Below are 22,958 nucleotides of genomic sequence, written 5' to 3'. Positions count from 1 at the left end.
TGGAGAGAATGGCTTATGAACGATCGAAGAAGACGACAAGGCAGCGCAAGATTCGCCTCGTCATCGTCCTAGCCGTTTTGCTCGTCTTAGCGACGGGGGCAATCTATATATGGGGCTATAAGCCGGCGGAGGCGAACGCGCAAATCCACGTTCGTTTTAAAGAGGCTCTGTTGACGGAAGACGTCGCTTTCTTTGAGCAGACGGTTGAATATGAGACTGAGCCGCTTACGCGCGCCGAGGCACTCCGGTTCATGCGTTGGCTGAACGAAGAGAAGTCGATTCGAGGTGAGGCGATCTCTGAGGTGGCGGCGGACCGCGCCGATGAACGTCAAGGTATGGAGTCAGTCGGATTGTTCCGCTTGCTTGATACGGGAGACGGCCGGTTCGGCTTTGCGGATTATCGGATTGAGCTGTTACCGCAAACGTTCGTTGCGACGTCAGACGTGCCGTTGACGAACATATGGGTCGATGGGACACAAGTAGGCCGGATTGATGCGGCGGGCGACAGCTTGACGGTCGAGCGGATGCCAGGCCGGTACGACGTCAAAGCCGTCGCGGTCGTGAACGGGGAGACCGTCACGCGAACGGAGACGGTGACGCTCGTTCGAGAGGAACAGCTCGCTTTCGCGCTACAGCCCGAAGCGAACGAGACGATTGCCGGTCAGTTCGATATCGAGCGGGTCGAGCTGATCGAGATTGAAGTCGAGGCGAGGACCGGGCATTCGCTTGAAACGATTGAGTCGGTTATGAACAAGCGGGAGAAAGCGGTCGTCGAACAGCTCGGTGAACCGCTTGAACGGGACGGCGACGTGTGGCGGTATGCCGGCATGGATGTGACATTTGTTAAAAAGAAAGTGAACCAAATTGACATCGATTTGGACAAACGGACGGACGATATGGTCGCCCTCCTCGGTGAACCGAATGAACGAATCGAGACAGAGCTTGGGATCGAGTGGCGTTACGATCGCTCGCTGTTCGAATCGATTTTCACGTTGCTCGGTCTAGAAACGGATAAACGCTTCATCGAACGCGACGGGGCGATGTATTTACTGTTAAGTTGAACGGAAAAACGGGACCCTCGTGTCGAGGGTCCCGTTTTTGTAGCACTAGATTAGCGCTTTTTGTTCATTGATTTCATAACGAACGATACGATCAAGATCAAGATAATCGCACCAAGAAGTGCTGGAATAATCGCGATGTCAGCGATGATTGGTCCGAAATCAGGGAAGATCAATCCACCAAGCCAAGCACCAATGATACCAGCGATGATGTTACCGATAACGCCGCCTGGTACGTCTTTACCTAAAATAAGACCTGCTAACCAACCGATGATACCTCCGACGATCAAATAAAGAATAAAACCCATGCAAACATTCTCCTCTCTGTTTTGTCCATTGTTCTCACTAACAATTTTATGGAACAATGGAAGTGATGAATAAGTTTTTAAAATGCCTTACAGTAGAGAATATTCCCATGTGACAATTTTTAAAACATATATCACAAAAAAAAGTTGAAAATAAGGGGTGGAGTTTTCATGTTACATGTCGAACACTTGAACGGCGGTTATATAGGTAAACAAGTGCTGCATGATGTTTCGTTTGAAGTAAAAAAAGGTGAACTCGTCGGGCTGATAGGGCTAAACGGTGCCGGAAAGTCGACGACGATCAAACATATTTTAGGATTGCTTGAACCGATCTCGGGGTCGGTCGAAGTCGACGGCGAAACGTTGCAATCGTCTGAAAAAAATTATCGCAAGAAAATAAGTTACATACCTGAGACGCCGATTTTGTATGACACGTTGACGTTACGTGAACATTTGTTGTTGATGGGGAAAGCGTACGAGATCGACAGCCGTGACCTCGAGATGCGGACGGAACGATTGGCCCGCGACATGCGTATGGAGAAACAGTTGGACTGGTTCCCATCCGTCTTCTCGAAAGGGATGCGCCAAAAAGCGATGATCCTGAGCGCGCTCGTGACGAAGACGCCGCTCTTGATCGTCGACGAACCGTTCGTCGGTCTCGATCCGCTCGCAATCCGTCAACTGCTCCGCCTGTTTGATGAGTATAAACAAGAGTGTGCGATTCTCATGTCGACGCATATCCTCGAGACGGCGGAACGTCACTGTGACCGGTTCGTGTTCCTTCATCAAGGAGTCGTGATCGCGACCGGTACGGCAGCGCAGTTGCGTGAAAAATATGCGCTCCGTCCTGACGCGACGCTCGATGACATTTATGTCGAGGCGATCGAGGCCGAGGAGCGGGCGCAATGAGGGTGTTCAACGCGCGGTTTAGTAGTTGGATGGAAGAAGTCGTGAAGTATAGCCGCTATGTGGCGAACGGGGGTCTCTTGTTCACGCTCTACTTCACGCTCATTTACGGGGGATTCGTCTATAATCAATTTTTAAACGGACTCGACCCGGCGTTTCCGAGCGAATGGGTAGTTGCGCTCGTGTTCTTGCTCTTGCCGCTCGGGCATCGGCCACGGACGTTGCTTCAAGAAGCGGACCAAGTGTTTTTGTTGCCGGAGCTCGGTGATATCCGTTCGTATATGAACGGGGTTCGTCTGTTCAACGTCGTGTTCGCGAGCGTTCGGGCGCTCGTCGTCATGCTCGTCGTCTTGCCGCTCATCGTCCGGACGCAAGCGCTCACGCCGGCAGAAGTAGGCGCCATCGTCGCAGCGAGCGTGTTGCTTTCGGTGGCGGGTCGCCTCGCAAAGCTCGAACTGGTCTCAAACGTGGTGCTCTTCAGTGCGCTCGCGAGTGGAGTCATCATGATTTTCGGTGTCCCGTTATTGACGCCGGTGCCGGCGCTTGTCGCGCTTGTCTTGCTTCATCTAAGACGACACGACCGCATCCCGCTCCTTGATTGGCTCACGCTCGAGCAGAAGAGCAAGGCGCAGTTCGACCGTGTCATCAGTTGGTTCGTCGACTTGCCGGCGATGCGGGAGGAAGTGAAGGAGAGAAGTGTCATCGTACGAGCGCTCGAGCGTTCGGTGCTCAGACGCGCGGATGCCGCACGTTATGTCTATGGCTTACGTGTCATCCGTTCGAAAGACTCGCTCGACCTCGTGTTCCGCCTTTCTGTCGTGGCGTTCATCGTCATGTGGCTGTCGGGTGGCTGGTATGTCGGCTTAGTCGTCCCGCTGTTCGTCGGTTTGACCGCACTCCAACTCGTGCCGCTCTTCAAACGGCTCGATACGATGTCGATCGCTTCATGGTTGCCGATCACGCGTCTTGAACGGTTGTCGGGTTACAAATGGTGGATGAACCGCTTGCTGATTGGTCAGTTGGTCGTCCTGACGGTTGGGTCGGTCGCTTTCGGCGCTAGAGTTGACGCGGTCGCGGGAGTCGTGCTCGGCTATCTCGTCATCCGTTACTATTTAGGGCGGTTGAAATGAATAAGGGACACCCTTCCACGCGCGTGAAGGGTGTCCCTTTGACTGCTGTTATTTTTTTGGTGACATGACCGACACGCTCGAGCCGAGAATCTTCGGCAGACGAGCCGGAGTGTCAGTTTCCGCATCGATTTCACCGTATGCCGATACACCGTGCTCGGCGATATCGAGCCCGACGTCTTCTTGCTCTTCAGTGACACGGAGACCGATCGTCACGTCGAGTAGTTTTAAGAAGGCGTAGCTTCCGCCTCCGGCGATGACCATTGCGATCAAGACACCAAGCGCCTGGACGCCGAGTTGTGACAAGCCGCCACCGTAGAAGAGTCCGGCCGAACCGATGCCGGTGATCTCGACGAGACGCGGTGATGCGAAGAACCCGAGTGCGAGTGTTCCGATGATGCCAGCGACACCGTGGACCGAGAAGGCACAGAGTGGGTCATCGATATATTTCGCCATGAGGATGCTCGTGCCGTATGTTGCGATGGAAGCGAGGGCGCCGATGACGACAGCGGCCCATGGTTCGACAAAGGCACAAGCGGCTGTGATGGCGACGAGCGCCCCGAGGACACCGTTGACGACTGAAGGGATGTCGGCCGTCTTCTTGTGGATCATGACGATGGCGAGCGCGCCGAGCGCACCGGCAGCCGTAGCGAGCATCGTCGTAAGTGCGACATAACCGAAGAATCCGTCAGCGACCGACATCGTCGATCCGGCGTTGAATCCGAACCAACAGAGCCAAAGGACGAGTCCGCCGACGACCGTCAAGACGTGGTTATGACCGGCGAGTGATTCTGTTTTCCGTCGTGGTTTCAAGATGATCGTCGCCATGAGGGCGGCCATCCCACCTTGGAGATGGACGACGGCTGAACCTGCGAAGTCCTGCATCCCCATTGAGCCGAGGAGTCCACCCGCCCAAACCGAGCGAGCGACGATCGGGTAGAGAATGGCGACGAAGAAGATACCGAATAAGACGTAAGCCGACAGTTTAGCCCGTTCCGCAAATCCGCCCCAAGCGATTGCGAGCGCAACGGCGACGAATGACAATTGGAACAAGAATTTAATGTCGAGCGAGACGTTGGCCCAGTCGAGGCTCGTGAACGATCCGTTCAAAAAGAATCCTTCAGTCCCGAACCAGCGGGTACCATCCCCGAATGAGAGGCCGAACCCGACGGCCCAAAAGGCGAGTGCCGCCACAGAGAGGCTGATGATTTGTTTGACAGCGACATGCCCGGCGTTTTTAGCCCGGAGCGTCCCGGTCTCGAGTAAGCCGAAACCAAGTTGCATCGTCAAGACGAGCAGTGCAGCGATGAGTACGAACAGCGTGTCCATATAATACATAATTTCTTCCATGTTGCGATTCCTCCTTTTAGCAGGTGTGATTTCAAAAGTTGGTTTCAGTTTAAGACGAAATGAACGGGTTGGATTGCAATTTGTCAGATTATCTGACATAGTTTTTTTGAGAAGGGAGATGGCGGACGATGGACTACAAGTCGAAGAAAGTGATTGGAATGGGCGTTATTACCGAACTGACCGGACTTTCTGAACGACAAGTGCGCTATTATGAGGCGAAAGGACTCGTCTTCCCGGAGCGGACAAAGGGAGGCTCGCGTAAATATTCTTTCCATGACGTCGAGCGGTTGATCGACGTGGCGTCAAAGCTTGAGGACGGATGGCGGATTCAAGACATTAAAGAGCGCGAGAAACGTCTATCGACGAGACAGCGTGACGATTTGATCCGGGGTCAGCTCAATTCGGCGTTCCGCACGTATCCGACGAAGAAATGACACAATGAAAACACAATGAAAATGCTTCACATTAGCATTATTCTAATTAATTTCTGTATAATGTTTTTGAGTTCACATACCTATAGAAGAAGAGTGTAGGAGAATTATAGAGGGGAATGACGCGACGTATGAACGATACTATTTTGAAGGCGTTTCGAGGAGAGGCGACAGACTATGTGCCGGTCTGGTATATGCGCCAAGCCGGACGCTACCAACCAGAATATCGTGAGATCAAGAAAACGAGGACGTTGTTCGAAATCACACACGATTCAGAACTATGCGCCTACGTGACAGAACTCCCGGTCAAGCAACTCGGAGTCGACGCGGCCATTCTGTACAAAGATATCATGACGCCACTCCCGTCGATGGGCGTCAACGTAGAAATTAAGAGCGGGATTGGCCCGGTCATCGATAATCCGTATCGGACGATGGAGGACGTCGAGCGCTTAAAACCGCTGAATGTCGACGACATCTCGTACGTGCTCGAGACGATCCGTTTGCTTCGAGAGCGTCTTGAAGTGCCGCTCATCGGATTCTCGGGAGCACCGTTCACGCTTGCGAGCTATATGATTGAAGGCGGTCCATCGAAAAGCTATCATCGGACGAAAGCACTCATGTATGCTGAGCCGGACGTTTGGAACGCGCTCATGGACAAACTTGGAGACATGGTCATCACGTACGCCAAAGCGCAAGCCGAGGCCGGTATCCAAGCGTTCCAATTGTTCGATTCATGGGTCGGGACGCTCAGCCGCAAAGATTATGTCCGTTACATTAAACCGACGACTGAGCGCATCTTCACTGAATTGCGCACACTCGACATCCCGCTCATCATGCACGGTGTCGGAGCGAGCCATCTTGTAGAAGAATGGCAAGATCAGCCAATCGACGTCGTCGGGCTCGACTGGCGCTTGTCGGTTCAAGAAGCGCGCGATCGCGGCATTACGAAAGCGGTGCAAGGAAACTTGGACCCGTCGTTCTTGCTGGCACCATGGCCGGTCATCGAGGAGAAAGTGAAAGAAATCCTCGATGAAGGGATGAAACAACCGGGCTACGTCTTCAACTTGGGACATGGGGTGTTCCCAGAAGTCGACCCGGCCGTACTCGTCAAATTGACGGCATTTATACATGACTATTCACGTGAAAAAATGGGAGGCAAATCATCATGAAAACAGTCGGATTACTCGTAATGGCTTATGGAACACCATATAAACCGGAAGACATTGAACGATATTATACGCACATCCGTTACGGACGCAAGCCGGCACCGGAAGCGCTCCAAGACTTGACGGAACGCTATGAGGCGATCGGGGGCGTATCTCCGCTCGCGAAGATCACGATCGACCAAGCGGAGACGCTTCGAGACATTTTGAACGAGCGTCACGCTGGTGAAATCGACTTCAAATTATATATCGGTCTCAAGCATATCGAACCGTTCGTCGAGGATGCGGTCGCGCAAATGGCGAACGACGGCATTAAAGAAGCGGTCTCAGTCGTTCTTGCCCCTCATTATTCGTCATATAGCGTCAAGTCTTACAACGGACGCGCCCATGAAGAAGCGGCGAAATACGACATCGAGATCCGTTCGGTCGAGTCGTGGTACGATGAGCCGAAATTTATCAATTGGTGGGCTGAAGCGATCAAAGAGACGTTCGCGAACTTGCCGGTCCCAGCCGAAAAGGCGTGCTTGATCGTGTCGGCGCATAGCTTGCCAGAGAAGATTTTGGCTGGTGGCGACCCGTACCCGGATCAGTTGAAAGAGACGGCAGACAAGATCGCGCAAGCTGCCGGTGTCATCAACTATGAGGTCGGTTGGCAGTCTGAAGGCAACACGCCGGATCCTTGGATCGGGCCGGACGTCCAAGATTTGACGGCTGAACTTCACGAAAAACATGGCTACGAGGCGTTCGTCTATACGCCGGTCGGTTTCGTCGCTGACCACCTCGAAGTGCTCTTCGACAACGATGTGGAATGTAAAGTCGTTTGTGACCGCCTTGGCGTTCACTATGCACGTCCAAACATGCCAAACGCAGAGCGGAGCTTCATCGAAGCCGTCGCAGATCGGATGGAAAGCGTGATCGTGCATCATGCGTAATTTGACGATTGTCGGTGGTGGGATCACAGGTCTCACCGCCGCTTTTTATGCCGAGCGTTATTTGCCGGAAGACGTGTCGATCACGCTGTTGGAGGCCAATGACCGGTTGGGCGGAAAAATCGATACGTTTGAGACCGGTGAATTCGCGGTCGAGCGCGGTCCTGACTCTTACGTGTTCAGGAAGACGGCGATGACCGAGTTGATCCATGACGTCGGTCTCGGGGACGAGCTCGTCCGGAACGGGGTCGGCCAAGCGTACGTCTTGCATCATGACGGGTTACATCCGATCCCGAAACAGACGGTGATGGGCATCCCGCTCGACGTCGACGCGTTCAAGCAGACGTCGCTCTTGTCAGAAGACGAGCACGCGGCATTGCGGGCCATGCTGTTGTCGCCTCCGGATATCACACCCCCGGAGACGGACGTCTCACTCGGCCTCTATCTTCGAGAACGGGTCGGGGATCCGATTGTCGACCGATTGATCGAGCCGCTATTGTCGGGCATTTATGCCGGCGATATCGACAAGATGAGTGCGCTGTCGACGTTCCCGCAGTTTATCGAAGGTGAGAAGAAGTACGGAAGTCTATATGAAGGGATGCGCCATCTTCGTCCCGAACAGCGTGTCGCTGAAGTCGGCGCGAAGAAAGTCGGGCAGTTCGCTTCGCTCCGGCGAGGTTTGAAGTCGCTGACGGACCGTCTCGCGGAACGGCTCGAGCGGACAGAGGTCATCTTGAACTGTTCGGTCGAACAAGTCGAGGAGATCGAGACAGGCTATCGTCTGCTCACGAATCGTGGCGATATGGATTCAGAGCGTCTCGTACTGACGGTCCCGCCGCGTCTCATTCGTCAGTTCTTACCGAAAGTCGACAGTGATTTCTTGGCCGATATGAAGCCGCATGCGACCGCGACGTGCTCACTCGTCTTTAAAGAGACAGACATCGAGCTCCCGTTCGTCGGTACGGGCTTCGTCACGAGCCAAGAAGCGGACGTGATGATCACGGCGTGTACGTTCATCGATCAAAAATGGCCACACGCCGTGCCGGACGGCTATCACGTTCTCCGTGTCTTCCTCGGTCGTCCGGGTGCTGACGAGATCGTCGATGCACCGGATGAGGACATCGTGGCGACAGCGCTCCGTGACTTGGGCGGTTTGATGAACATCAAAGCCGCACCGCTCCAGGCGGTCGTCAGCCGGCTGCGGGACGGATTGCCGCCGTACGCGGTCTTCCACGCCGACCGGGTGCGAGCGCTTCGGGCCGAGATGAGCCGAGTTTATCCTGGCGTGCTGCTCGCGGGGATCGCCTACGACGGGATCGGCATGCCGGACTGTATTAAGAGCGTCCACGAGCAGATCAAACAGTTAGCAGAACTTGGTTAAGGATTTGTGAAGAGAGGTGTCGGATTTTTCCGTCGGCCTCTCTTTTTGTTATAGTTAGAAGCGAAAGAGAAAAAGAGGGAGTGGATGTTGATGACAACGTATAAACTGTTCGTATCCGATATGGATGGCACGATTCTGCACAACCACACAAAAATCGCACCGGAGACGGCGGAAATCGTCCGCGCCGCCGAAGCGCAAGGGATTCGCTTTGCGATTGCGACGGGACGCAATTACTTCAACGCGAAAGGAATTCTCGATGAAGCCGGTCTCACGTGCCCGATCGTCTCGTCAAACGGGGGCCGCGTCTTGACTGAAACGGGAGAGGTGCTCCATGAAATCGATTTGACGGTTGAAGAAGCGCTCGAAGTCGTGTCGGTGCTTCATCAAGACCATAAGTATTCGGATATCTTTTATGAGATGTATTCGGAAGCGGGACTTGTCGCAAGTCGCCTCGATTTGATTGAAGCGACGATGGAAAACTTGAAGCAAAACGGTGACGACCTGTCGCTCGAGATGTATGAGTTCTTCCGGAAGCGTTATTACGTCAACGAAGACGTCCGTCTCGTCGAGGATATCGAGGACTTCATCAAAAACGAGGCTGGTCGCGTCTATAAATTCATCGCGTTCTCAAGTCATTTTGAGAAGATGTCATCACTATGGACTGAAATCGATGAGCGTGTCGACGGGGTATACGTCACGTCATCAGGGAACGACAACATCGAAGTGATGGCGAACGGGGCCGACAAAGGTCACGGCGTCAAAAAATTAGCCGAGCACTTCGGTGTCGATTTGTCAGAAGTCGTCGTCATCGGTGACAACTTGAACGACGTGCCGATGTTTGAAGTTGCCGGCAAAGCGATCGCGATGGGCAACAGTCACGACGACTTGATCGCGATCAGCCACCACGTCACGGAACGTCATGATGAGTACGGCGTCGCGAACGCGCTGAAGCGCATTATGAGCGGTGAGTGGAAGTAAACAAGTTGTAGAGCGGGTGATTCGTCTCGTATAATACAACTAACGAACATCCGATTAGGAGGAAACCGACTGTGAAATTTATCTTTAACCCGGACATCCGGGACCCAAAACTCAACTTGGCGGTCGAGGAGTATATCCTCAAGCATTTGAACGTCGAGCATGAGGACTACTTCTTGTTCTATATTAACGGCCCGTCGATCATCATCGGCAAAAACCAGAACACGTCAGAAGAAGTCAACTTGAAGTATATCGAAGAGAACGGGATCGACGTCGTCCGTCGCTTGTCTGGCGGCGGTGCCGTCTATCACGACGAAGGTAACTTGAACTTCAGCTTTATCACGAAAGATGACGGCAATTCGTTCAACAACTACAAGAAGTTCACACAGCCGATCGTCGATGCGCTCAAACAACTCGGTGTCGAAGCAGAATTGACCGGTCGTAACGATATTCAAGTCGGCGAACGGAAAATCAGCGGGAACGCCCAATTCACGACGCGCGGTCGCATGTTCAGCCACGGGACGCTCATGTTCAACTCGAACATCGAGGAAGTCGTCAACTCACTCAACGTTTCGGAAGAGAAGATGCGCTCAAAAGGCATCAAGTCGGTCCGGAGCCGGGTCGCCAACATCACGGAATTTTTAGAGGAAGAGATGGAGATGAAACGGTTCGTCGAGGCGCTCCTCCACTCGATCTATGATGGTCAAGATCCGGAACGTTACGTGCTCCGTGACGAGGACTGGGAAATCGTTCAAGACATCTCGAAAGAACGCTACGCGAACTGGGACTGGAACTTCGGGAAGTCACCGAAGTTCGACGTCGAATCGAAGCGTCGTTTCCCGATCGGTACAATTGACGTTCGTTTGAACGTCAATAAAGGGACGATCACAGAAGCGAAAATCTACGGCGACTTCTTCGGCGTCGGTGATATCCACGACGTCGAGCAAGCACTCGTCGGGACGCGATTCGAACGAGCCGCGATTCGGGAACAATTGTCACACCTCGACGTCAAGCATTACTTCGGTAACGTCGACTTAGAAGAACTGGTCGATCTCATTAGCTGAGGCGATTTTGCAGGAGGATGGTCTGTTTCAGAGACCATCCTTTTTGGCGTTTTCGTGAAACCTTGTGTGTAGCGTTGCGAGTCGTTGCGGGAAGGCGTATCATAATCAGTGCAAGCGCTTTCGTTAATGGAGATGAGCCAATAGGAGGAATGAAGATGTGCCGTTTCATCACAGAATGGATGGACACGAACTGGATGTGGGTGACCGATCAACCGACGTTCGAGCGAGCCATGCTCGCGATTGGTCTTGAGCTAGAAGGAAAAGGGATAGTCGATGATACGTTTGCGCAAGTCATCATCGAGCAGGAGCGCACGATCCCGTCCGGAGTGACGGACGTCGCCATCCCGGTCGCTGTCATCGACGTGCCGAACCAGGTCTCAAAGCGCGATGGCATCACGCTGCTCCACTTGAACCGTCCGTTCGACGTGCGGACGATCGCCGGAGAATTGGTCTGTGCAGAAATGATCTTTATCATCACAGCGACGACTGACGAGAAGAAGCAGACGTTCCATAAGTTGATCGACGATCTGCTCATGGATGACGAGTCGCTGCAAGCGCTCGTACATGTGCAAAGTCGGACTGGGTTGTATCATTTGCAGACGATGGATTTGAAAGCGTTTTCTTCATGAGGCGTTTCATGTACAATAGAGATAACTGAAAAAGGGCGCGGTTGCCGTGCTCTTTTTTACGGCTCAAGAGTGAATCGTCATTCATTTCTAAAGGGGGATTACTATGGCAAACTTAGTAACAGCGTTACAAGGGGTTGTGGCCGCGCATCCAAATAAGGCGGCCTACGTGTTCGGGGAGGACACGGTCAGCTACGAACAGTTTTTCGGACAAGTCCAAGCGATGGCATCGACGCTTGAACAGAAAGGGATCGATAGAGGGGACCACGTCGCGCTCGTCCTCGGGAATAGCCCAGCGTTCTTGATTTCTTATTTTGCGGTCCTCGCGCGAGGGGGAATCGTCATTCCGATCAACCCTACATATACGCCGGACGAGATGGCTTACATTTTACTCGATGGAGACGTGAAAGCGATCGTCGCCTTGTCGCCGCTCGTCGCGCAAGCCGAAACGGCGCTCACGAATTTGCCGCAGTTGAAGCTTGTCATCTCGGTACCGTATGCGGAGGTGCCCGCAATCGAGCGCACAGGGGATATCGAATTTATGCCGTTTTCAAAAGCGTTCGCCTCGGGCGTGACGGCGCTAGTCAAGGTCGATGAACAAGACGTCGCCGTCATCTTATATACGAGCGGGACGACAGGTAAACCTAAGGGGGCGCTGTTGACCCACCTCAACTTGTTCTCAAACGCGCACTCAATCGGAGAATATCTCGAGATCACACCGGACGATAAGGCGCTCGCGGCGCTGCCGATGTTCCACGTCTTCTGTTTGACGGTCATCGTCAACGCGCCGCTCCTGCGCGGGGCGACGATCATCATCTTGCCGAAGTTCTCGCCGCAAGACGTATTCGATCTCATTCCGAAGCATCAGGTCAGCATTTTTGCCGGTGTGCCGACGATGTACAACTTCTTGTTACAAACGGCGCTGAAAGTACCGACTTACACGTCGGCGCTCAAGCACGTCCGCGTCTTCGTCTCGGGCGGGGCGAGCTTACCGGTCCAACTGCTCGAATCGTTTGAACAAAAGTTCGAGTGTAAGATCCTCGAAGGGTATGGCCTGTCAGAGGCGTCGCCGGTCACTTGTTTCAACCCGCTCCACGGAGAACGGAAAGCGGGATCGATCGGTCCATCGATCATCCACGTCGAGAACAAAATCGTCGACGAGCTCGGTGAAGAAGTCGGTGTCGGCGAAGTCGGGGAACTGATCGTCCGCGGTCCGAACGTCATGAAAGGCTATTACAAACTGCCTGAGGAGACGTCGATGACGCTTCGGGACGGATGGCTCTATACGGGCGACTTGGCGAAACGTGACGAGGACGGATATTTTTACATCGTCGACCGGAAAAAGGATATGGTCATCGTCGGTGGTTATAACGTCTACCCGCGGGAAGTCGAAGAAGTGTTATACCAACACCCGGGCATCGTCGAGGCTGCCGTCATCGGCGTGCCCGATGCCGAGCAAGGTGAAGCGGTGAAGGCGTTTATCGTCACCCGCGATGAGCTTTCGGTCGACGAGATCCGCGCGTTCGCGGCGACGAAACTTGCCAAGTATAAACAGCCGAGCCACATCGAGATCATCGATGAGTTACCGCGAAACACGACCGGTAAGATTTTGCGGACGGTTTTGAAAAGCGAGGCGTTTCAACGCAACTGAATCAAGCAAGGGCGACACACAATTGTCGCTCTTTTTTTATTTCATACGTTTGACACCATTACGGGGTAGGGGTATATTAGACGTGAGGTGATAACAATGGATGAATTCTTGCACGAACAGCCGCTCGTCCCGCGCGAAGACGCCGAGCGAGTTGCGCTCAGTAAGCGGCTGCGCCGGATCGAAGGCCAAGTCCGTGGGATTCAAAAGATGGTCGAGAGCGACCGATATTGCGTCGATATCTTGACGCAGACGTCGGCTATTCAAGCCGCGTTAAAGCAAGTCGAGATGCAGCTGCTTGAGCGTCATATGCGTAAATGCTTGGTCCATGCGAGTGAAACGGAAGATATGGATCCATACATTGACGAATTGATGACAATTGTCAGCCGCATTAAAAAGTAAGGAGGTGCTCGTATGAAGACTGTCGAACTGTCGATTCAAGGAATGACATGCGCCGCATGCTCAGCCCGAATCGAGAAAGTATTGAATAAGATGGACGGGGTCGATGCGACCGTCAATTTGCCGCTCGAGACGGCGACAATTCGCGTCGAGGACGGCATCACCGAAGAGGAGCTGATCGCCCGGATCGAGAAGATCGGCTACGGGGCGGAACGAAAAGTCGAGCTCACACCGAAACATGACCTCCGCCCACTAGAACGGAAAGTGCTCATTTCGGCGCTTCTTTCGGCGCCGCTCTTACTCGTCATGATTACCCATATCCCTGGGTTAATGTTCCATGCCGATTGGCTCATGAACCCGTGGTGGCAATTCGCGCTCGCGACACCGGTCCAGTTTTGGATCGGGGCCCAGTTTTATCAAGGGGCGTATAAGAGCCTGAAGAGCGGGGCGGCCAATATGGACGTCCTCGTCGCGACGGGGACGTCCGCCGCCTACTTCTATTCCGTGTTCGAAATGCTCATCCATCCGATGAATCCGTCCCTTTATTTCGAGACGAGCGCTGTGTTGATCACGCTCGTATTGCTCGGGAAATGGTTGGAGGCACGGGCGAAAGAAAAAACGACAGATGCGCTCAAATCGCTTCTGTCGCTGCAGGCGAAAGAAGCAATCTTACTCGTCGACGGGGAAGAACGGTCGGTGGCGATCGACCTTGTCAACGTCGGCGACGTGATCGTCGTCCGTCCAGGTGAGAAAGTGCCGGTCGACGGTAAGATCGTTGAAGGTGAGACGGTCATCGATGAATCGATGCTGACCGGCGAATCGATCCCGTCTGAAAAAGGCATCGGTTTTGATGTCGTCGGTGGGACGATCAATCGAACACACCGCTTCTTGATGGCGGCAGAGCGTGTCGGCAGCGAGACGATGCTTGCGCAAATCGTCCGTGTCGTCGAACAGGCACAAACGGATAAAGCACCGATTCAACGCCAGGCCGACCGAATCTCCGGCGTGTTCGTACCGATCGTCGTCGCCATCAGTGCCGTCACGTTCGCCGTTTGGTTGTTCGGGTTTAATGATCTCGATATGGCGATTCGGTCTTCAATCGCCGTCCTCGTCATCGCTTGTCCGTGTGCGCTCGGACTTGCGACCCCGACCTCGATCATGGTCGGGACCGGCCGTGCGGCTGAACAAGGCGTCCTCTTTAAAGGGGGCGGTCAACTCGAATCATTGAACGGTGTCGATATCGTCGTGTTCGATAAGACGGGGACGCTCACGAACGGGACGCCTGAAGTCGTGGCGACGTTCGGGGACGAGTCGTTCTTACAACGGGCGGTCATGGCCGAGCGTCAGTCGACGCATCCACTCGCGGAAGCGATCGGTCGCGGCGTCGGCGTCGGGCACGTGGAACAGGTCGAAGAATTATCGGGCCGAGGATTGAAAGCGGTCGTTGATGGGAAAGAGCACCTTATCGGTTCGGTCCGGATGATGCGCGAGGCCGGATTCACGTTGCCTGATTGGGACATGCAAGCGATGACGCCGGTTTACGTGGCGAGTGAATCTAAAGTCGTGGCAGCGTTCGGTCTTCAAGACCGGTTGAAAGAAGGTAGCCGGGCTGTCGTGCAACGACTTGCGACGACGAGACAAGTGTATGTCTTGACGGGAGACCGAAAAGAAGTCGCGCTCGACGTGGCGCGTGAACTAGGCATCGCTGAAGCGAACGTCATTGCCGAGGTGTTGCCCGTCGAGAAGGCAGACCACATCGAGGCACTGAAACAACGTGGCCGCGTCGCCATGGTCGGTGACGGGATGAACGATGCGCCTGCGCTCGCCGTCGCGGACGTCGGTATCGCCTTCGGCAGCGGGACGGACGTCGCTTTAGAAGCGGCGGACGTGACGATCATGGGTCGGGATATCGAAGGCGTGGATCGGGCGATCGAGATGAGTGCGCTCACGATGCGAAACATCCGTCAAAACGATGATCGAAGCTATCGAAGAACAAGGTTACGACGTCAACGCATAACGACCGAATCCCGCCTGTGAGGCGGGATTTTTTTTGTGATGTTCTCATGCTAAAAACTATGATATAGTATAGATGATAATGAGAATCAGTATCAGTGGGAAGGTGGGGTTACGATGGAACTCGTCATGATCAGCGGCGTGTTGGCGTTACTTAGCGGGGGGACGGCCTTCCTCGCTCAACAATTGCGGACACGGCCGACACGGTAAGGAGGGGAAACCCTTCTTTTTTTTCGTCAACTTAAGAGATTGACGGTACATCCAGACGGTTCAAAACGAGTGATTTCCCATCATTCGTCGACAATTGTTTGATATGATGTTAAAAAATGCTGCAGAGGTGACTAAAATGTACACGATCTATTTAGTCGATGATGAGGTCAATTTAAACAAAATGCTCGTCACGTATTTAGAGCAAGAAGGCTACCAAGTCCGTTCGTTCACGGATGGTGTATCAGCCCAAGCCGCGATTCAAGACGAACCTGACTTATGGGTGCTCGATATTATGCTGCCGGACCTCGATGGCTTTCAGTTGTTGAAGCAAATCAAGGCGACGAACGCCAATACACCGACGATCTTCATTTCGGCCCGTGATGAGGACATCGATAAAATCATCGGACTGGAGATGGGTTCGGATGACTACATCGCCAAACCGTTCTTACCGCGTGAGCTCGTCATCCGGGTCAAAAAATTGATCGATCGGGTGTACGGGTCGAAATCGAACGAACATATCGAGTATGGGGAATACACGATTTATCCGGACAAACGACTGATCAAGCATGCTGCGGATGATATCGATTTGACGTCCAAAGAGTTCGATTTATTGTTGCTCTTCCTCGAACATCCGGGCTCGGCGCTGTCGCGTGAGCAAATATTAGAAGGTGTTTGGGGTCGCGACTATTTCGGCTCAGACCGTGTCGTCGATGACTTGGTCCGACGCTTACGGAAGAAGTTGCACCGACTCGAACTTGAGACGCTGTATGGGATCGGTTATCGACTCGTTAAGCCATGAGACTTCACGATCTTAAGCCGAAACGGCTCATGTGGAAAATCTGGGTATTGATTTTGCTCATCATCGTCACCTTGGCGTTGATGATCTTGTTGACGGTCCGCTCCTCGATCACGCAGTTCATCGATGAACAAGTGTATGAGACGCTTCAAGATGTCGATTATTACCTCGGAAATACGAACGAGCTCGAAAATATTCCGAGCAACCCAATCGAGTACGATCGGCGTCAACAAGAATCACGTTCGGTCAATCAGCTTATCTTTTTGCCGAACGGACGCATCATTTACGGCTCGGCCCCGCTCGAGCTGACGAATCGGATGTATCAAGAGGCGCTCGAACAGACGAGCGAGGTCGCCAAATATCAGACGACGATCGATGGGGAAGACGTCTACTATACGATTCGTCAAAACGAATATGACGGTGCCCTCATCTACCAGGCGTCGTACGCCTGGGACGCTTATCGCCGTGAGCTCGTCTCGACATTGTTCTGGCGTATCTCGATTTTAATTGGTGTCATCAGCCTCCTATCACTCATCCCGGCCCTTTGGATGTCGAGAGAGTTGACGAAGCCGATCGTCGAGATGGAACGGGCCGTCGAGAAAATATCGAACCGCCAATGGGAGACGGTGTTACCACTCGCCAGGAAAGACGAGCTCGGACAATTGGCACGATCGATCGACGCGATGCGCCAAGAACTGCAAGAGCAAGACTTGGCGCAACAGGCGCTCTTACAAAACATCTCTCACGATTTGAAGACGCCGATCATGGTCATTCGCGGCTATGCCCAGTCGATCGGGGACGGTATCTATCCGACCGGAGACTTGACAGGCTCGGCCGAAGTCATTGATGAAGAAGCATCGCGTCTCGAGAAAAAAGTGGTCGACTTGTTATACGTCACCAAGTTGGAGTATTTCAAAGGGCAGGAGATGAAGCTCGATCCGATCAACCTCGATAAGTTGGTCGAACTGCTCATCGACCGCTTCAAGCTCCGAGGTAACCTCGAGTGGACGTTGACCGGACACGCGGGCGAGATGCTCGGTGACGGGGAACAGGTTCGGGTCGCGCTCGAAAACGTGCTCGACAATGCGATTCGTTACGCCGAGTCGACGATTCAGGTCGGGCTCGAACGAACGGATGCAGGAATCGACATCGTCATTAAAAACGATGGCCCGTCGGTCGATGAAAACCTTGATCTGTTCCATCAATTCTCCCGTGGGAAACAAGGCAAGTTCGGTCTCGGCTTGTTTATCGTCCAACGCATCGTGACCCTCCATGGCGGGACCGTTACCTTGGGTAATACAAACGACGGAGTTGCTGTCCAATTCCACTTCCCCCACCTGAAAGACACACAAAAATTAAAAACGGATGACAGATTTTAAAAACCAGCCTGCGAACGGCTGGTTTTTTTAGTGGGAAATGTCGACGAGCTGTTTGCACACGTTTAAGGAACTTGTTATGAATAACGTGTAAGTCATATCATACGTTTTGGAGGAATAACAGATGACACAGTTGACGAATGATACAAGAGCGTTGGTTCCGGTATTTAATGAGTACGGTGAGGCCGAGACACTCGTCTATCAGCCCGATGGCGTGCACCGTCTGAAAGGTTCGCCGATTCACTTGCTCGAATCGGCTTGTCTCTATTATGGATCGAGTATCCAAGGGCGAATTGAAGCGGCCCGTCACGTGCTTGGTCCTCATCGAAAAACCCCTGTCGTCATGGATTGGCACGCCGATGCCGTCTTTTTCCCGACGATCGCCAAAGAGAGTCCTGATTGTGCGTGGATCAATTTTCAACATGTCACGGGCATCAAAAAGTTTGGCAACGGGACCCGGATTCAATTTCTGACCGGGGAATCGATTCAAGTCCCTGTCTCCGATCATACGGTCCAACGGCAGAAGCAGCGGTCGATTGAATTATCTTATGCGTTTCAAAAACGTTTCCATAGTAGCACATTGCATCACGTTTAAGGATTGAAAACCGATTCAAACCCCTCTATGATAAAGGAGAATAGTTCATATGTGTATTTGCACATCATCCGAAAGCGAGGGGTCAATATGTTTTTTCAGAAAATGATTGAGCGAGGAAAATTGATGATTGTATTTTTACTCGTTGCAATCGTCGTCGGGGTACTCACGTTTTTCCAGCTCCCGAAACGTGAAATCCCAGAGACTAGCGTCAATATCATTCTCATTCAGACCCCATATCCAGGGGCGACCGCTGAGACGGTCGAACGGAACGTCACGAACATCCTTGAAACCGAGTTAAGAGGGCTTGAAGGGGTGGAGAACGTATCGTCGCTGTCGGCGTCGGAATTCTCGAATATCACCGTCGAGTATGAAGACGGATTTGATCAAGGCGAGCTGCAAGCGAACGTGAGGCAGGCGATCTCGGACGCGGCGCCTCGCTTACCTGACAACGCCTTAGCACCGACGGTCAACGATTCGGTCGGTCAGCTTCCGGTCGCATCGTACTTACTGACGTCGAGCGACCGCGAGTCGCTTGAAGCGGTTCGAGAACAGGTCGAACGGCTAGAAGACCGTTTGTTACGAACAGATGGTGTGACCGGGTTCACGATCAAAGGGCTCCCGGAAACAGAATTCGTCGTCTCACTCGATTCCGAAGCGCTTGGGGAACGCCAACTCGCATTCCCAGACGTCTTGACGGCAATCAACGAAGAATATAAGACGACACCGCTCGGTCGCCAATCGACGGACGACGGTATTTATCAATTGGCGATCGATAACTTGACGAACGTCAACGACATGGATCAAGTCATCGTCGGTTCTGTCGACGGCGATCCCGTCCGCCTTGCCGATGTCGGTACGGTCGAAGAGACGACAAAAGCCGTCACCGACCTCGTCTCACTCGACGGCGAACCGGCAATCTCGCTCACGGTGACAATCGAGCCAGGTCAAGACATCCCGACGCTGCAACAACGCGTCGATGAAGTCGTCGCTTCTGAAGTGGGAGACTTAGACGGGGTCGAACTCGTCACTTATTACGATCAAGCGAAAGCGGTCGATGCGATCTTCTCGTCACTTACGAAAGAATTCATCATCGCCATGATCGCAGTTATCGTCGTCACGACGATCGGGTTGACGTTCACAGGGTCACTCATCGTCAGCTTGGCGATTCCGTTGTCCTTCTTGATCGCACTCATCCCGCTACGCTTCACGGGAGTCGATTTGAACCAAATCTCGATCATCGGGGCGATCATCGCGCTCGGTATTCTCGTCGATGACGCGATCGTCGTCAACGACAACATTTTGCGTCGCTACCGGAAAGGCGATACAGCCATGGTCGGTGCCGTTCGCGGAACGAAAGAAGTCTGGGGCTCGATCGTCACGTCGACGCTCGCCGTCGTCTTCGCGTTCTTACCGCTGACACTCTTGTCAGGCGCGAACGGGAACTTTATCCGAGCGTTACCGACAGTACTCGCCTTGTCGGTGCTCGCATCGATGGTCATCAGTTTGACACTCGTGCCGATCGCACAGTATTGGTTGAACCGGAAGAAAGTGAAAGTGTCGAAGCGGGAGCCAGGCTGGCTCGGCGGACCGCTCAACCGTCTCAGTAATTTTTATGCGGATCGGTTGCTCCCGGTCGTCGCTAAACGGCCGTGGACGTTCGGATTGGTCGGATTTGTCATCACGACAGCACTATACGGGCTGATTCTGTTGACACCGTTCGAGTTCTTCCCGGCTGCGAATCGGCCAGAAGTCGTGACGAGCGTCACGTTCCCGGTTCAAACCGACTTAGAGGAAACAGAACGTCGTCTCCAACAGATCGAGGCCGAATTCCAACAGATTGACGGTGTTACCGAGACCGCCATTTTCGCTGGCGGTGGGCTTCCGAGCTTGTTCACCGGTGGACTCAATCAGTCGGGTGACAATGCAGGACAAGTCGTCGTCCGAGTCGACAACGAACAAATCGATGCGATTCAGTTGATTGATGAGTACACGTCGCAAATACGTGAAAACTATCCGGACGCTGAAATCTTCTTAGATACGCAGCAGCAGGGACCACCAACGTCTGCCCCGGTAGAGTTCACAATGCGCGGTGAAACGATCGAAGAACTTGTCGCGGCACGCGATACGGTCAAGGCCGACCTCGAAGACATCGATGGCGCGCTCGTGCTCGACAACATTAAAGAACCGTTCCAGACACTCACGTACGAATTGAACCGAGAAGCGATGGCTGCTTCTGGAGTGACCGCGAAAGCAATTAGCGATCAGATCCGGTTAGTCACGGACGGCATCCCGATCGGTACGTTCGACGATGGTGTCGAACAACGCGATGTGAAAATCGTCGTCGATGCGGCCGCCAACCGCGAGGCGCTCGCCCTTGACGAGATTCTCGTCCCGGTCGACACGGAAGCCGGTCCGCCGGTCGCCCCGCTCAGTACGTTCGTCACCGAAACGACGACTGAACAGATCCAACAGATTCCGCGTGAGAACGGGGAGCGGATCGTCACGCTTCAAATCTATGCGACTGAAGGGATGGACGAAGATGCGTTCAAACAAGACGTTGAACGGATTCTCGATGACGCAAAATCAGACTTGACGAGCGATGGCATCTCGTTCGAACAGTCGGGAGCGAGCGATACGCAAAATGAGTTCTTCGTTGAACTCGCGACGTTGTTCATCGTCGTCTTGTTCTTGATTTTCTTAATCATCGCATTCCAGTTCAATTCACTTTCATTACCGCTTCTCGTCTTGTTCACGATTTACTTGGCGATTGCCGGTGCGGTCGTCGGGCTGTTCATCACGCAGACGCCGTTTAGCTTCATGGCCTCGATGGGGATGGTCTCACTTGCCGGAATCGTCGTTCGAAACGCGGTCGTCTTGTTCGAATTCATCGAGCAAGGGATTCGCAGTGGAATGTCCGTCACGACGGCGGTATACGAGGCGGGACGTGCACGGATTCGTCCGATTCTCCTGACGGCGTTGACGGCGGTCGTCGCGTTACTGCCGGTCGCGTTCGGTGAAGACCCGCTCTTCAAACCGCTCGCCATCTGTATCGTGTCGGGAATTCTGTTCTCGACCGTACTGACACTCGTCCTTGTTCCGGCTTATTACTTGATCTTGGCGAAACGTCGCCATCGGGATAAACCGTTCACGGATTGATCAGCAAGCGAATCGGCGCCCGGTCCAAATTAGGACCGGGCGCCTGTTTGTTTGTCTCGTCAAGACTGATGTTTTCGTCAGATGTTGTATGGGTATAATATGAAGAGATACTTCAGCATATTGGAGGGAATATAGATGAACGATTCATACACTTGGTTAAATCGTCGTAAGATTCGTCCGGCCTATAGCGCGACCGGTGCCCGCACATGGACGAGCGAACGTGTCGTCCGACCGGATGCCGCTCGTGGAAAGACGGTGACAGACGTCAAGCGGGTTCGCCGGCCTTACACGGATGAATATGGAAACCGCCGCTATACGACAGGACGTGTCGTCGTGACGGACGCGGCCCGCAAAGCACGGGCGAACGGTCACGGTGAGACGGCCGTTCAACTTGAATTGTCGGTTCCGACACCGTACGAACGTGTCAAAAAGATGCTTCCGACGAAGAAAATCCTCGTGCCTGCGATGGCTGGGATCGCCGTCGCCGGAGGAATCGCCGGAGTGATTTACGCGCTTCGCAAGAAAAAACGAAACAAGAAACAATAAAAAAATCGCCCGCGGGCGATTTTTTTATTTGAGTCGATCGGCAAGGATCCGCTTGAGCTGTTTCTCGCCGAGTTTCTGCATCTCTGCTTCGTTCTCTTCATCGTAGGCATCATCTGTGAAACGCCCGACAAATTCGACTTTCCCGTTTCCAAGTTCACGGAACACGAGGTTTTTACGGTCGTGATAAAAGACGACACGATATTCCCGTCCGTTCTTTTGTGTATAGTTGAACACACCTTTGATGTGGTCCATGTTCTTTTCTTCGGGTAAAGCTTCTTCCTCATCCTCTTCAAGGACTTCGGCGAGGACTGCCGTAGGTTCTACTTCTTCCGTTTCCTCTTTAGCTGAAACGGCCTCTTTTTTCTCTTCTTCTGTCATGAAAACCGACCTCCTTTGCTTACTTTCCTATCATACCCGCTTTTTTAAATGATGACTACTCAAAATGGTGCGAGCAGACGCGGATGACGTTTGACGACGACATGATCAGACGTTGAAACAACTGTCGCTTGATCGCTTCCGGTGCATCGACCGTCTTGAGCGCTTGTTCCATGCACCCGAGCCAATGACCGGCGTGTGTTTCTGAGATCGGGTGATCGCGGTGGATCATCGCCAGGTTGCCGCCGCCACGGCGTTCCGTATACAGTTTTGGTCCTCCGAGCAGCTGCGTCAGAAATTCGAACTGATGTTGTTTTACCCGGTCTTTGTCGTCTGGAAACAGTGGCAACAGCACGGGATCAGCGTAAACGAGTTCGTAAAAAGCGTCGACGAGCTGCTGGACGCCGCGTTCGCCTCCGAATTGTTCATATGCACTCATGGTATTCCCCCCTCATACGTTCAGTCTAATCGATTTTCGAAGGAATGGGATACGAGAAGGTTGTGTTTTTTTCTTGCAAGGTAGCCGGCA

At 53.2% G+C, this 22,958-nt stretch carries 22 protein-coding genes; 18 read left to right on the top strand and 4 right to left on the bottom strand.

The window, feature by feature from the left end:
• The first annotated feature begins 8 nt into the window (after nt 1–8).
• Complete coding sequence (locus BJU60_RS05675) at nt 9–1,061, top strand: hypothetical protein (protein ID WP_070327867.1); 1,053 nt, start codon at nt 9–11, stop codon at nt 1,059–1,061.
• 50 nt (nt 1,062–1,111) lie between these two features.
• Here BJU60_RS05675 and BJU60_RS05670 read toward each other — a convergent pair whose 3' ends face one another.
• Nucleotides 1,112–1,366 (bottom strand): GlsB/YeaQ/YmgE family stress response membrane protein, encoded by a 255-nt coding sequence (locus BJU60_RS05670; protein ID WP_070327866.1) that lies wholly within the window; start codon nt 1,364–1,366, stop codon nt 1,112–1,114.
• A gap of 168 nt (nt 1,367–1,534) precedes the next feature.
• On the opposite strand from BJU60_RS05670, the gene BJU60_RS05665 reads away from it, so the two are divergent.
• Nucleotides 1,535–2,272 (top strand): ABC transporter ATP-binding protein, encoded by a 738-nt coding sequence (locus BJU60_RS05665; protein WP_070327865.1) that lies wholly within the window; start codon nt 1,535–1,537, stop codon nt 2,270–2,272.
• Nucleotides 2,269–3,399 carry an ABC transporter permease gene (locus BJU60_RS05660; RefSeq protein WP_083274000.1) on the top strand — a complete coding sequence of 377 codons (1,131 nt, stop codon included), beginning with the start codon at nt 2,269–2,271 and terminating at the stop codon, nt 3,397–3,399. The genes BJU60_RS05665 and BJU60_RS05660 overlap by 4 nt, the downstream gene beginning before the upstream one ends.
• A 48-nt stretch (nt 3,400–3,447) precedes the next feature.
• On the opposite strand, the gene BJU60_RS05655 is transcribed toward BJU60_RS05660, so the two are convergent.
• Nucleotides 3,448–4,746 (bottom strand): ammonium transporter, encoded by a 1,299-nt coding sequence (locus BJU60_RS05655; protein ID WP_070327863.1) that lies wholly within the window; start codon nt 4,744–4,746, stop codon nt 3,448–3,450.
• A 128-nt stretch (nt 4,747–4,874) separates the two neighbouring features.
• On the opposite strand from BJU60_RS05655, the gene BJU60_RS05650 reads away from it, so the two are divergent.
• The 15 genes from BJU60_RS05650 to BJU60_RS05580 all read left to right on the top strand — a co-directional run bounded on the left by BJU60_RS05650 (nt 4,875) and on the right by BJU60_RS05580 (nt 22,054).
• Complete coding sequence (locus BJU60_RS05650) at nt 4,875–5,180, top strand: MerR family transcriptional regulator (RefSeq protein ID WP_070327862.1); 306 nt, start codon at nt 4,875–4,877, stop codon at nt 5,178–5,180.
• A gap of 116 nt (nt 5,181–5,296) precedes the next feature.
• A complete protein-coding gene (gene hemE / locus BJU60_RS05645; RefSeq protein WP_070327861.1) occupies nt 5,297–6,346 on the top strand; it encodes a uroporphyrinogen decarboxylase in 1,050 nt (349 codons plus the stop codon).
• Nucleotides 6,343–7,272 carry a ferrochelatase gene (gene hemH / locus BJU60_RS05640; RefSeq protein WP_070327860.1) on the top strand — a complete coding sequence of 310 codons (930 nt, stop codon included), beginning with the start codon at nt 6,343–6,345 and terminating at the stop codon, nt 7,270–7,272. The genes hemE and hemH overlap by 4 nt, the downstream gene beginning before the upstream one ends.
• The gene (gene hemG, locus BJU60_RS05635) at nt 7,265–8,650 is read left to right on the top strand and encodes a protoporphyrinogen oxidase (RefSeq protein ID WP_070327859.1); all 1,386 of its coding nucleotides are present in this window, start codon (nt 7,265–7,267) and stop codon (nt 8,648–8,650) included. Before hemH ends, hemG begins: the two co-directional genes overlap by 8 nt.
• Before the next feature lie 84 nt (nt 8,651–8,734).
• On the top strand, nt 8,735–9,628 hold the full coding sequence (locus BJU60_RS05630; protein WP_070327858.1) for a Cof-type HAD-IIB family hydrolase: 894 nt from the start codon (nt 8,735–8,737) through the stop codon (nt 9,626–9,628).
• Nucleotides 9,629–9,699: 71 nt separating this feature from the next.
• Nucleotides 9,700–10,689, top strand: coding sequence for a lipoate--protein ligase (locus BJU60_RS05625; RefSeq protein WP_070327857.1), 990 nt, complete (start codon nt 9,700–9,702; stop codon nt 10,687–10,689).
• 155 nt (nt 10,690–10,844) lie between these two features.
• Entirely contained in the window at nt 10,845–11,318 is a 474-nt protein-coding gene (locus BJU60_RS05620) for a PTS sugar transporter subunit IIA (RefSeq protein ID WP_254281648.1), read from the top strand.
• Between the two features lie 103 nt (nt 11,319–11,421).
• Nucleotides 11,422–12,966 carry a long-chain-fatty-acid--CoA ligase gene (locus BJU60_RS05615; protein WP_070327855.1) on the top strand — a complete coding sequence of 515 codons (1,545 nt, stop codon included), beginning with the start codon at nt 11,422–11,424 and terminating at the stop codon, nt 12,964–12,966.
• A gap of 96 nt (nt 12,967–13,062) precedes the next feature.
• Entirely contained in the window at nt 13,063–13,365 is a 303-nt protein-coding gene (locus tag BJU60_RS05610) for a metal-sensitive transcriptional regulator (RefSeq protein ID WP_070327854.1), read from the top strand.
• A gap of 12 nt (nt 13,366–13,377) precedes the next feature.
• Entirely contained in the window at nt 13,378–15,399 is a 2,022-nt protein-coding gene (locus tag BJU60_RS05605) for a heavy metal translocating P-type ATPase (RefSeq protein WP_254281647.1), read from the top strand.
• A gap of 322 nt (nt 15,400–15,721) precedes the next feature.
• A complete protein-coding gene (locus BJU60_RS05600) occupies nt 15,722–16,384 on the top strand; it encodes a response regulator transcription factor (RefSeq protein WP_070327853.1) in 663 nt (220 codons plus the stop codon).
• Nucleotides 16,381–17,760, top strand: coding sequence for a sensor histidine kinase (locus BJU60_RS05595; protein ID WP_070327852.1), 1,380 nt, complete (start codon nt 16,381–16,383; stop codon nt 17,758–17,760). The genes BJU60_RS05600 and BJU60_RS05595 overlap by 4 nt, the downstream gene beginning before the upstream one ends.
• 121 nt (nt 17,761–17,881) lie before the next feature.
• On the top strand, nt 17,882–18,352 hold the full coding sequence (locus tag BJU60_RS05590) for a competence protein ComK (RefSeq protein WP_070327851.1): 471 nt from the start codon (nt 17,882–17,884) through the stop codon (nt 18,350–18,352).
• Between the two features lie 27 nt (nt 18,353–18,379).
• Nucleotides 18,380–21,508 (top strand): efflux RND transporter permease subunit, encoded by a 3,129-nt coding sequence (locus BJU60_RS05585; RefSeq protein ID WP_438802335.1) that lies wholly within the window; start codon nt 18,380–18,382, stop codon nt 21,506–21,508.
• 135 nt (nt 21,509–21,643) lie between these two features.
• A complete protein-coding gene (locus BJU60_RS05580) occupies nt 21,644–22,054 on the top strand; it encodes a hypothetical protein (protein WP_070327850.1) in 411 nt (136 codons plus the stop codon).
• A gap of 24 nt (nt 22,055–22,078) precedes the next feature.
• Here the strand turns inward: BJU60_RS05580 and BJU60_RS05575 are convergent, their stop codons facing one another.
• Nucleotides 22,079–22,432: a hypothetical protein gene (locus BJU60_RS05575; protein WP_070327849.1), complete on the bottom strand. Its 354-nt coding sequence runs from the start codon at nt 22,430–22,432 to the stop codon at nt 22,079–22,081.
• Between the two features lie 55 nt (nt 22,433–22,487).
• Nucleotides 22,488–22,868, bottom strand: a complete 381-nt coding sequence (locus tag BJU60_RS05570) for a truncated hemoglobin (RefSeq protein WP_070327848.1) — start codon at nt 22,866–22,868, stop codon at nt 22,488–22,490.
• Nucleotides 22,869–22,958: the final 90 nt, after the last annotated feature.

This window comes from Exiguobacterium aurantiacum (assembly GCF_001766415.1).
GTDB lineage: Bacteria > Bacillota > Bacilli > Exiguobacteriales > Exiguobacteriaceae > Exiguobacterium > Exiguobacterium aurantiacum_A.
Note: the sequence above shows the minus strand (reverse complement) of the source record. Positions and strands in the feature narration are given on the sequence as shown.

Coding starts and splice junctions, on each gene's coding strand:
- BJU60_RS05660 (WP_083274000.1), top strand. CDS start 2,269: ATGAGGGTGTTCAACGCGCGGTTTAGTAGTTGGATGGAAGAAGTCGTG.
- hemG (WP_070327859.1), top strand. CDS start 7,265: ATGCGTAATTTGACGATTGTCGGTGGTGGGATCACAGGTCTCACCGCC.
- BJU60_RS05585 (WP_438802335.1), top strand. CDS start 18,380: ATGATAAAGGAGAATAGTTCATATGTGTATTTGCACATCATCCGAAAG.
- BJU60_RS05630 (WP_070327858.1), top strand. CDS start 8,735: ATGTTGATGACAACGTATAAACTGTTCGTATCCGATATGGATGGCACG.
- BJU60_RS05620 (WP_254281648.1), top strand. CDS start 10,845: ATGTGCCGTTTCATCACAGAATGGATGGACACGAACTGGATGTGGGTG.
- hemH (WP_070327860.1), top strand. CDS start 6,343: ATGAAAACAGTCGGATTACTCGTAATGGCTTATGGAACACCATATAAA.
- BJU60_RS05570 (WP_070327848.1), bottom strand. CDS start 22,868: ATGAGTGCATATGAACAATTCGGAGGCGAACGCGGCGTCCAGCAGCTC.
- BJU60_RS05575 (WP_070327849.1), bottom strand. CDS start 22,432: ATGACAGAAGAAGAGAAAAAAGAGGCCGTTTCAGCTAAAGAGGAAACG.
- BJU60_RS05605 (WP_254281647.1), top strand. CDS start 13,378: ATGAAGACTGTCGAACTGTCGATTCAAGGAATGACATGCGCCGCATGC.
- BJU60_RS05670 (WP_070327866.1), bottom strand. CDS start 1,366: ATGGGTTTTATTCTTTATTTGATCGTCGGAGGTATCATCGGTTGGTTA.
- BJU60_RS05590 (WP_070327851.1), top strand. CDS start 17,882: ATGACACAGTTGACGAATGATACAAGAGCGTTGGTTCCGGTATTTAAT.
- BJU60_RS05615 (WP_070327855.1), top strand. CDS start 11,422: ATGGCAAACTTAGTAACAGCGTTACAAGGGGTTGTGGCCGCGCATCCA.
- BJU60_RS05675 (WP_070327867.1), top strand. CDS start 9: ATGGCTTATGAACGATCGAAGAAGACGACAAGGCAGCGCAAGATTCGC.
- BJU60_RS05595 (WP_070327852.1), top strand. CDS start 16,381: ATGAGACTTCACGATCTTAAGCCGAAACGGCTCATGTGGAAAATCTGG.
- hemE (WP_070327861.1), top strand. CDS start 5,297: ATGACGCGACGTATGAACGATACTATTTTGAAGGCGTTTCGAGGAGAG.
- BJU60_RS05610 (WP_070327854.1), top strand. CDS start 13,063: ATGGATGAATTCTTGCACGAACAGCCGCTCGTCCCGCGCGAAGACGCC.
- BJU60_RS05600 (WP_070327853.1), top strand. CDS start 15,722: ATGTACACGATCTATTTAGTCGATGATGAGGTCAATTTAAACAAAATG.
- BJU60_RS05665 (WP_070327865.1), top strand. CDS start 1,535: ATGTTACATGTCGAACACTTGAACGGCGGTTATATAGGTAAACAAGTG.
- BJU60_RS05650 (WP_070327862.1), top strand. CDS start 4,875: ATGGACTACAAGTCGAAGAAAGTGATTGGAATGGGCGTTATTACCGAA.
- BJU60_RS05580 (WP_070327850.1), top strand. CDS start 21,644: ATGAACGATTCATACACTTGGTTAAATCGTCGTAAGATTCGTCCGGCC.
- BJU60_RS05655 (WP_070327863.1), bottom strand. CDS start 4,746: ATGGAAGAAATTATGTATTATATGGACACGCTGTTCGTACTCATCGCT.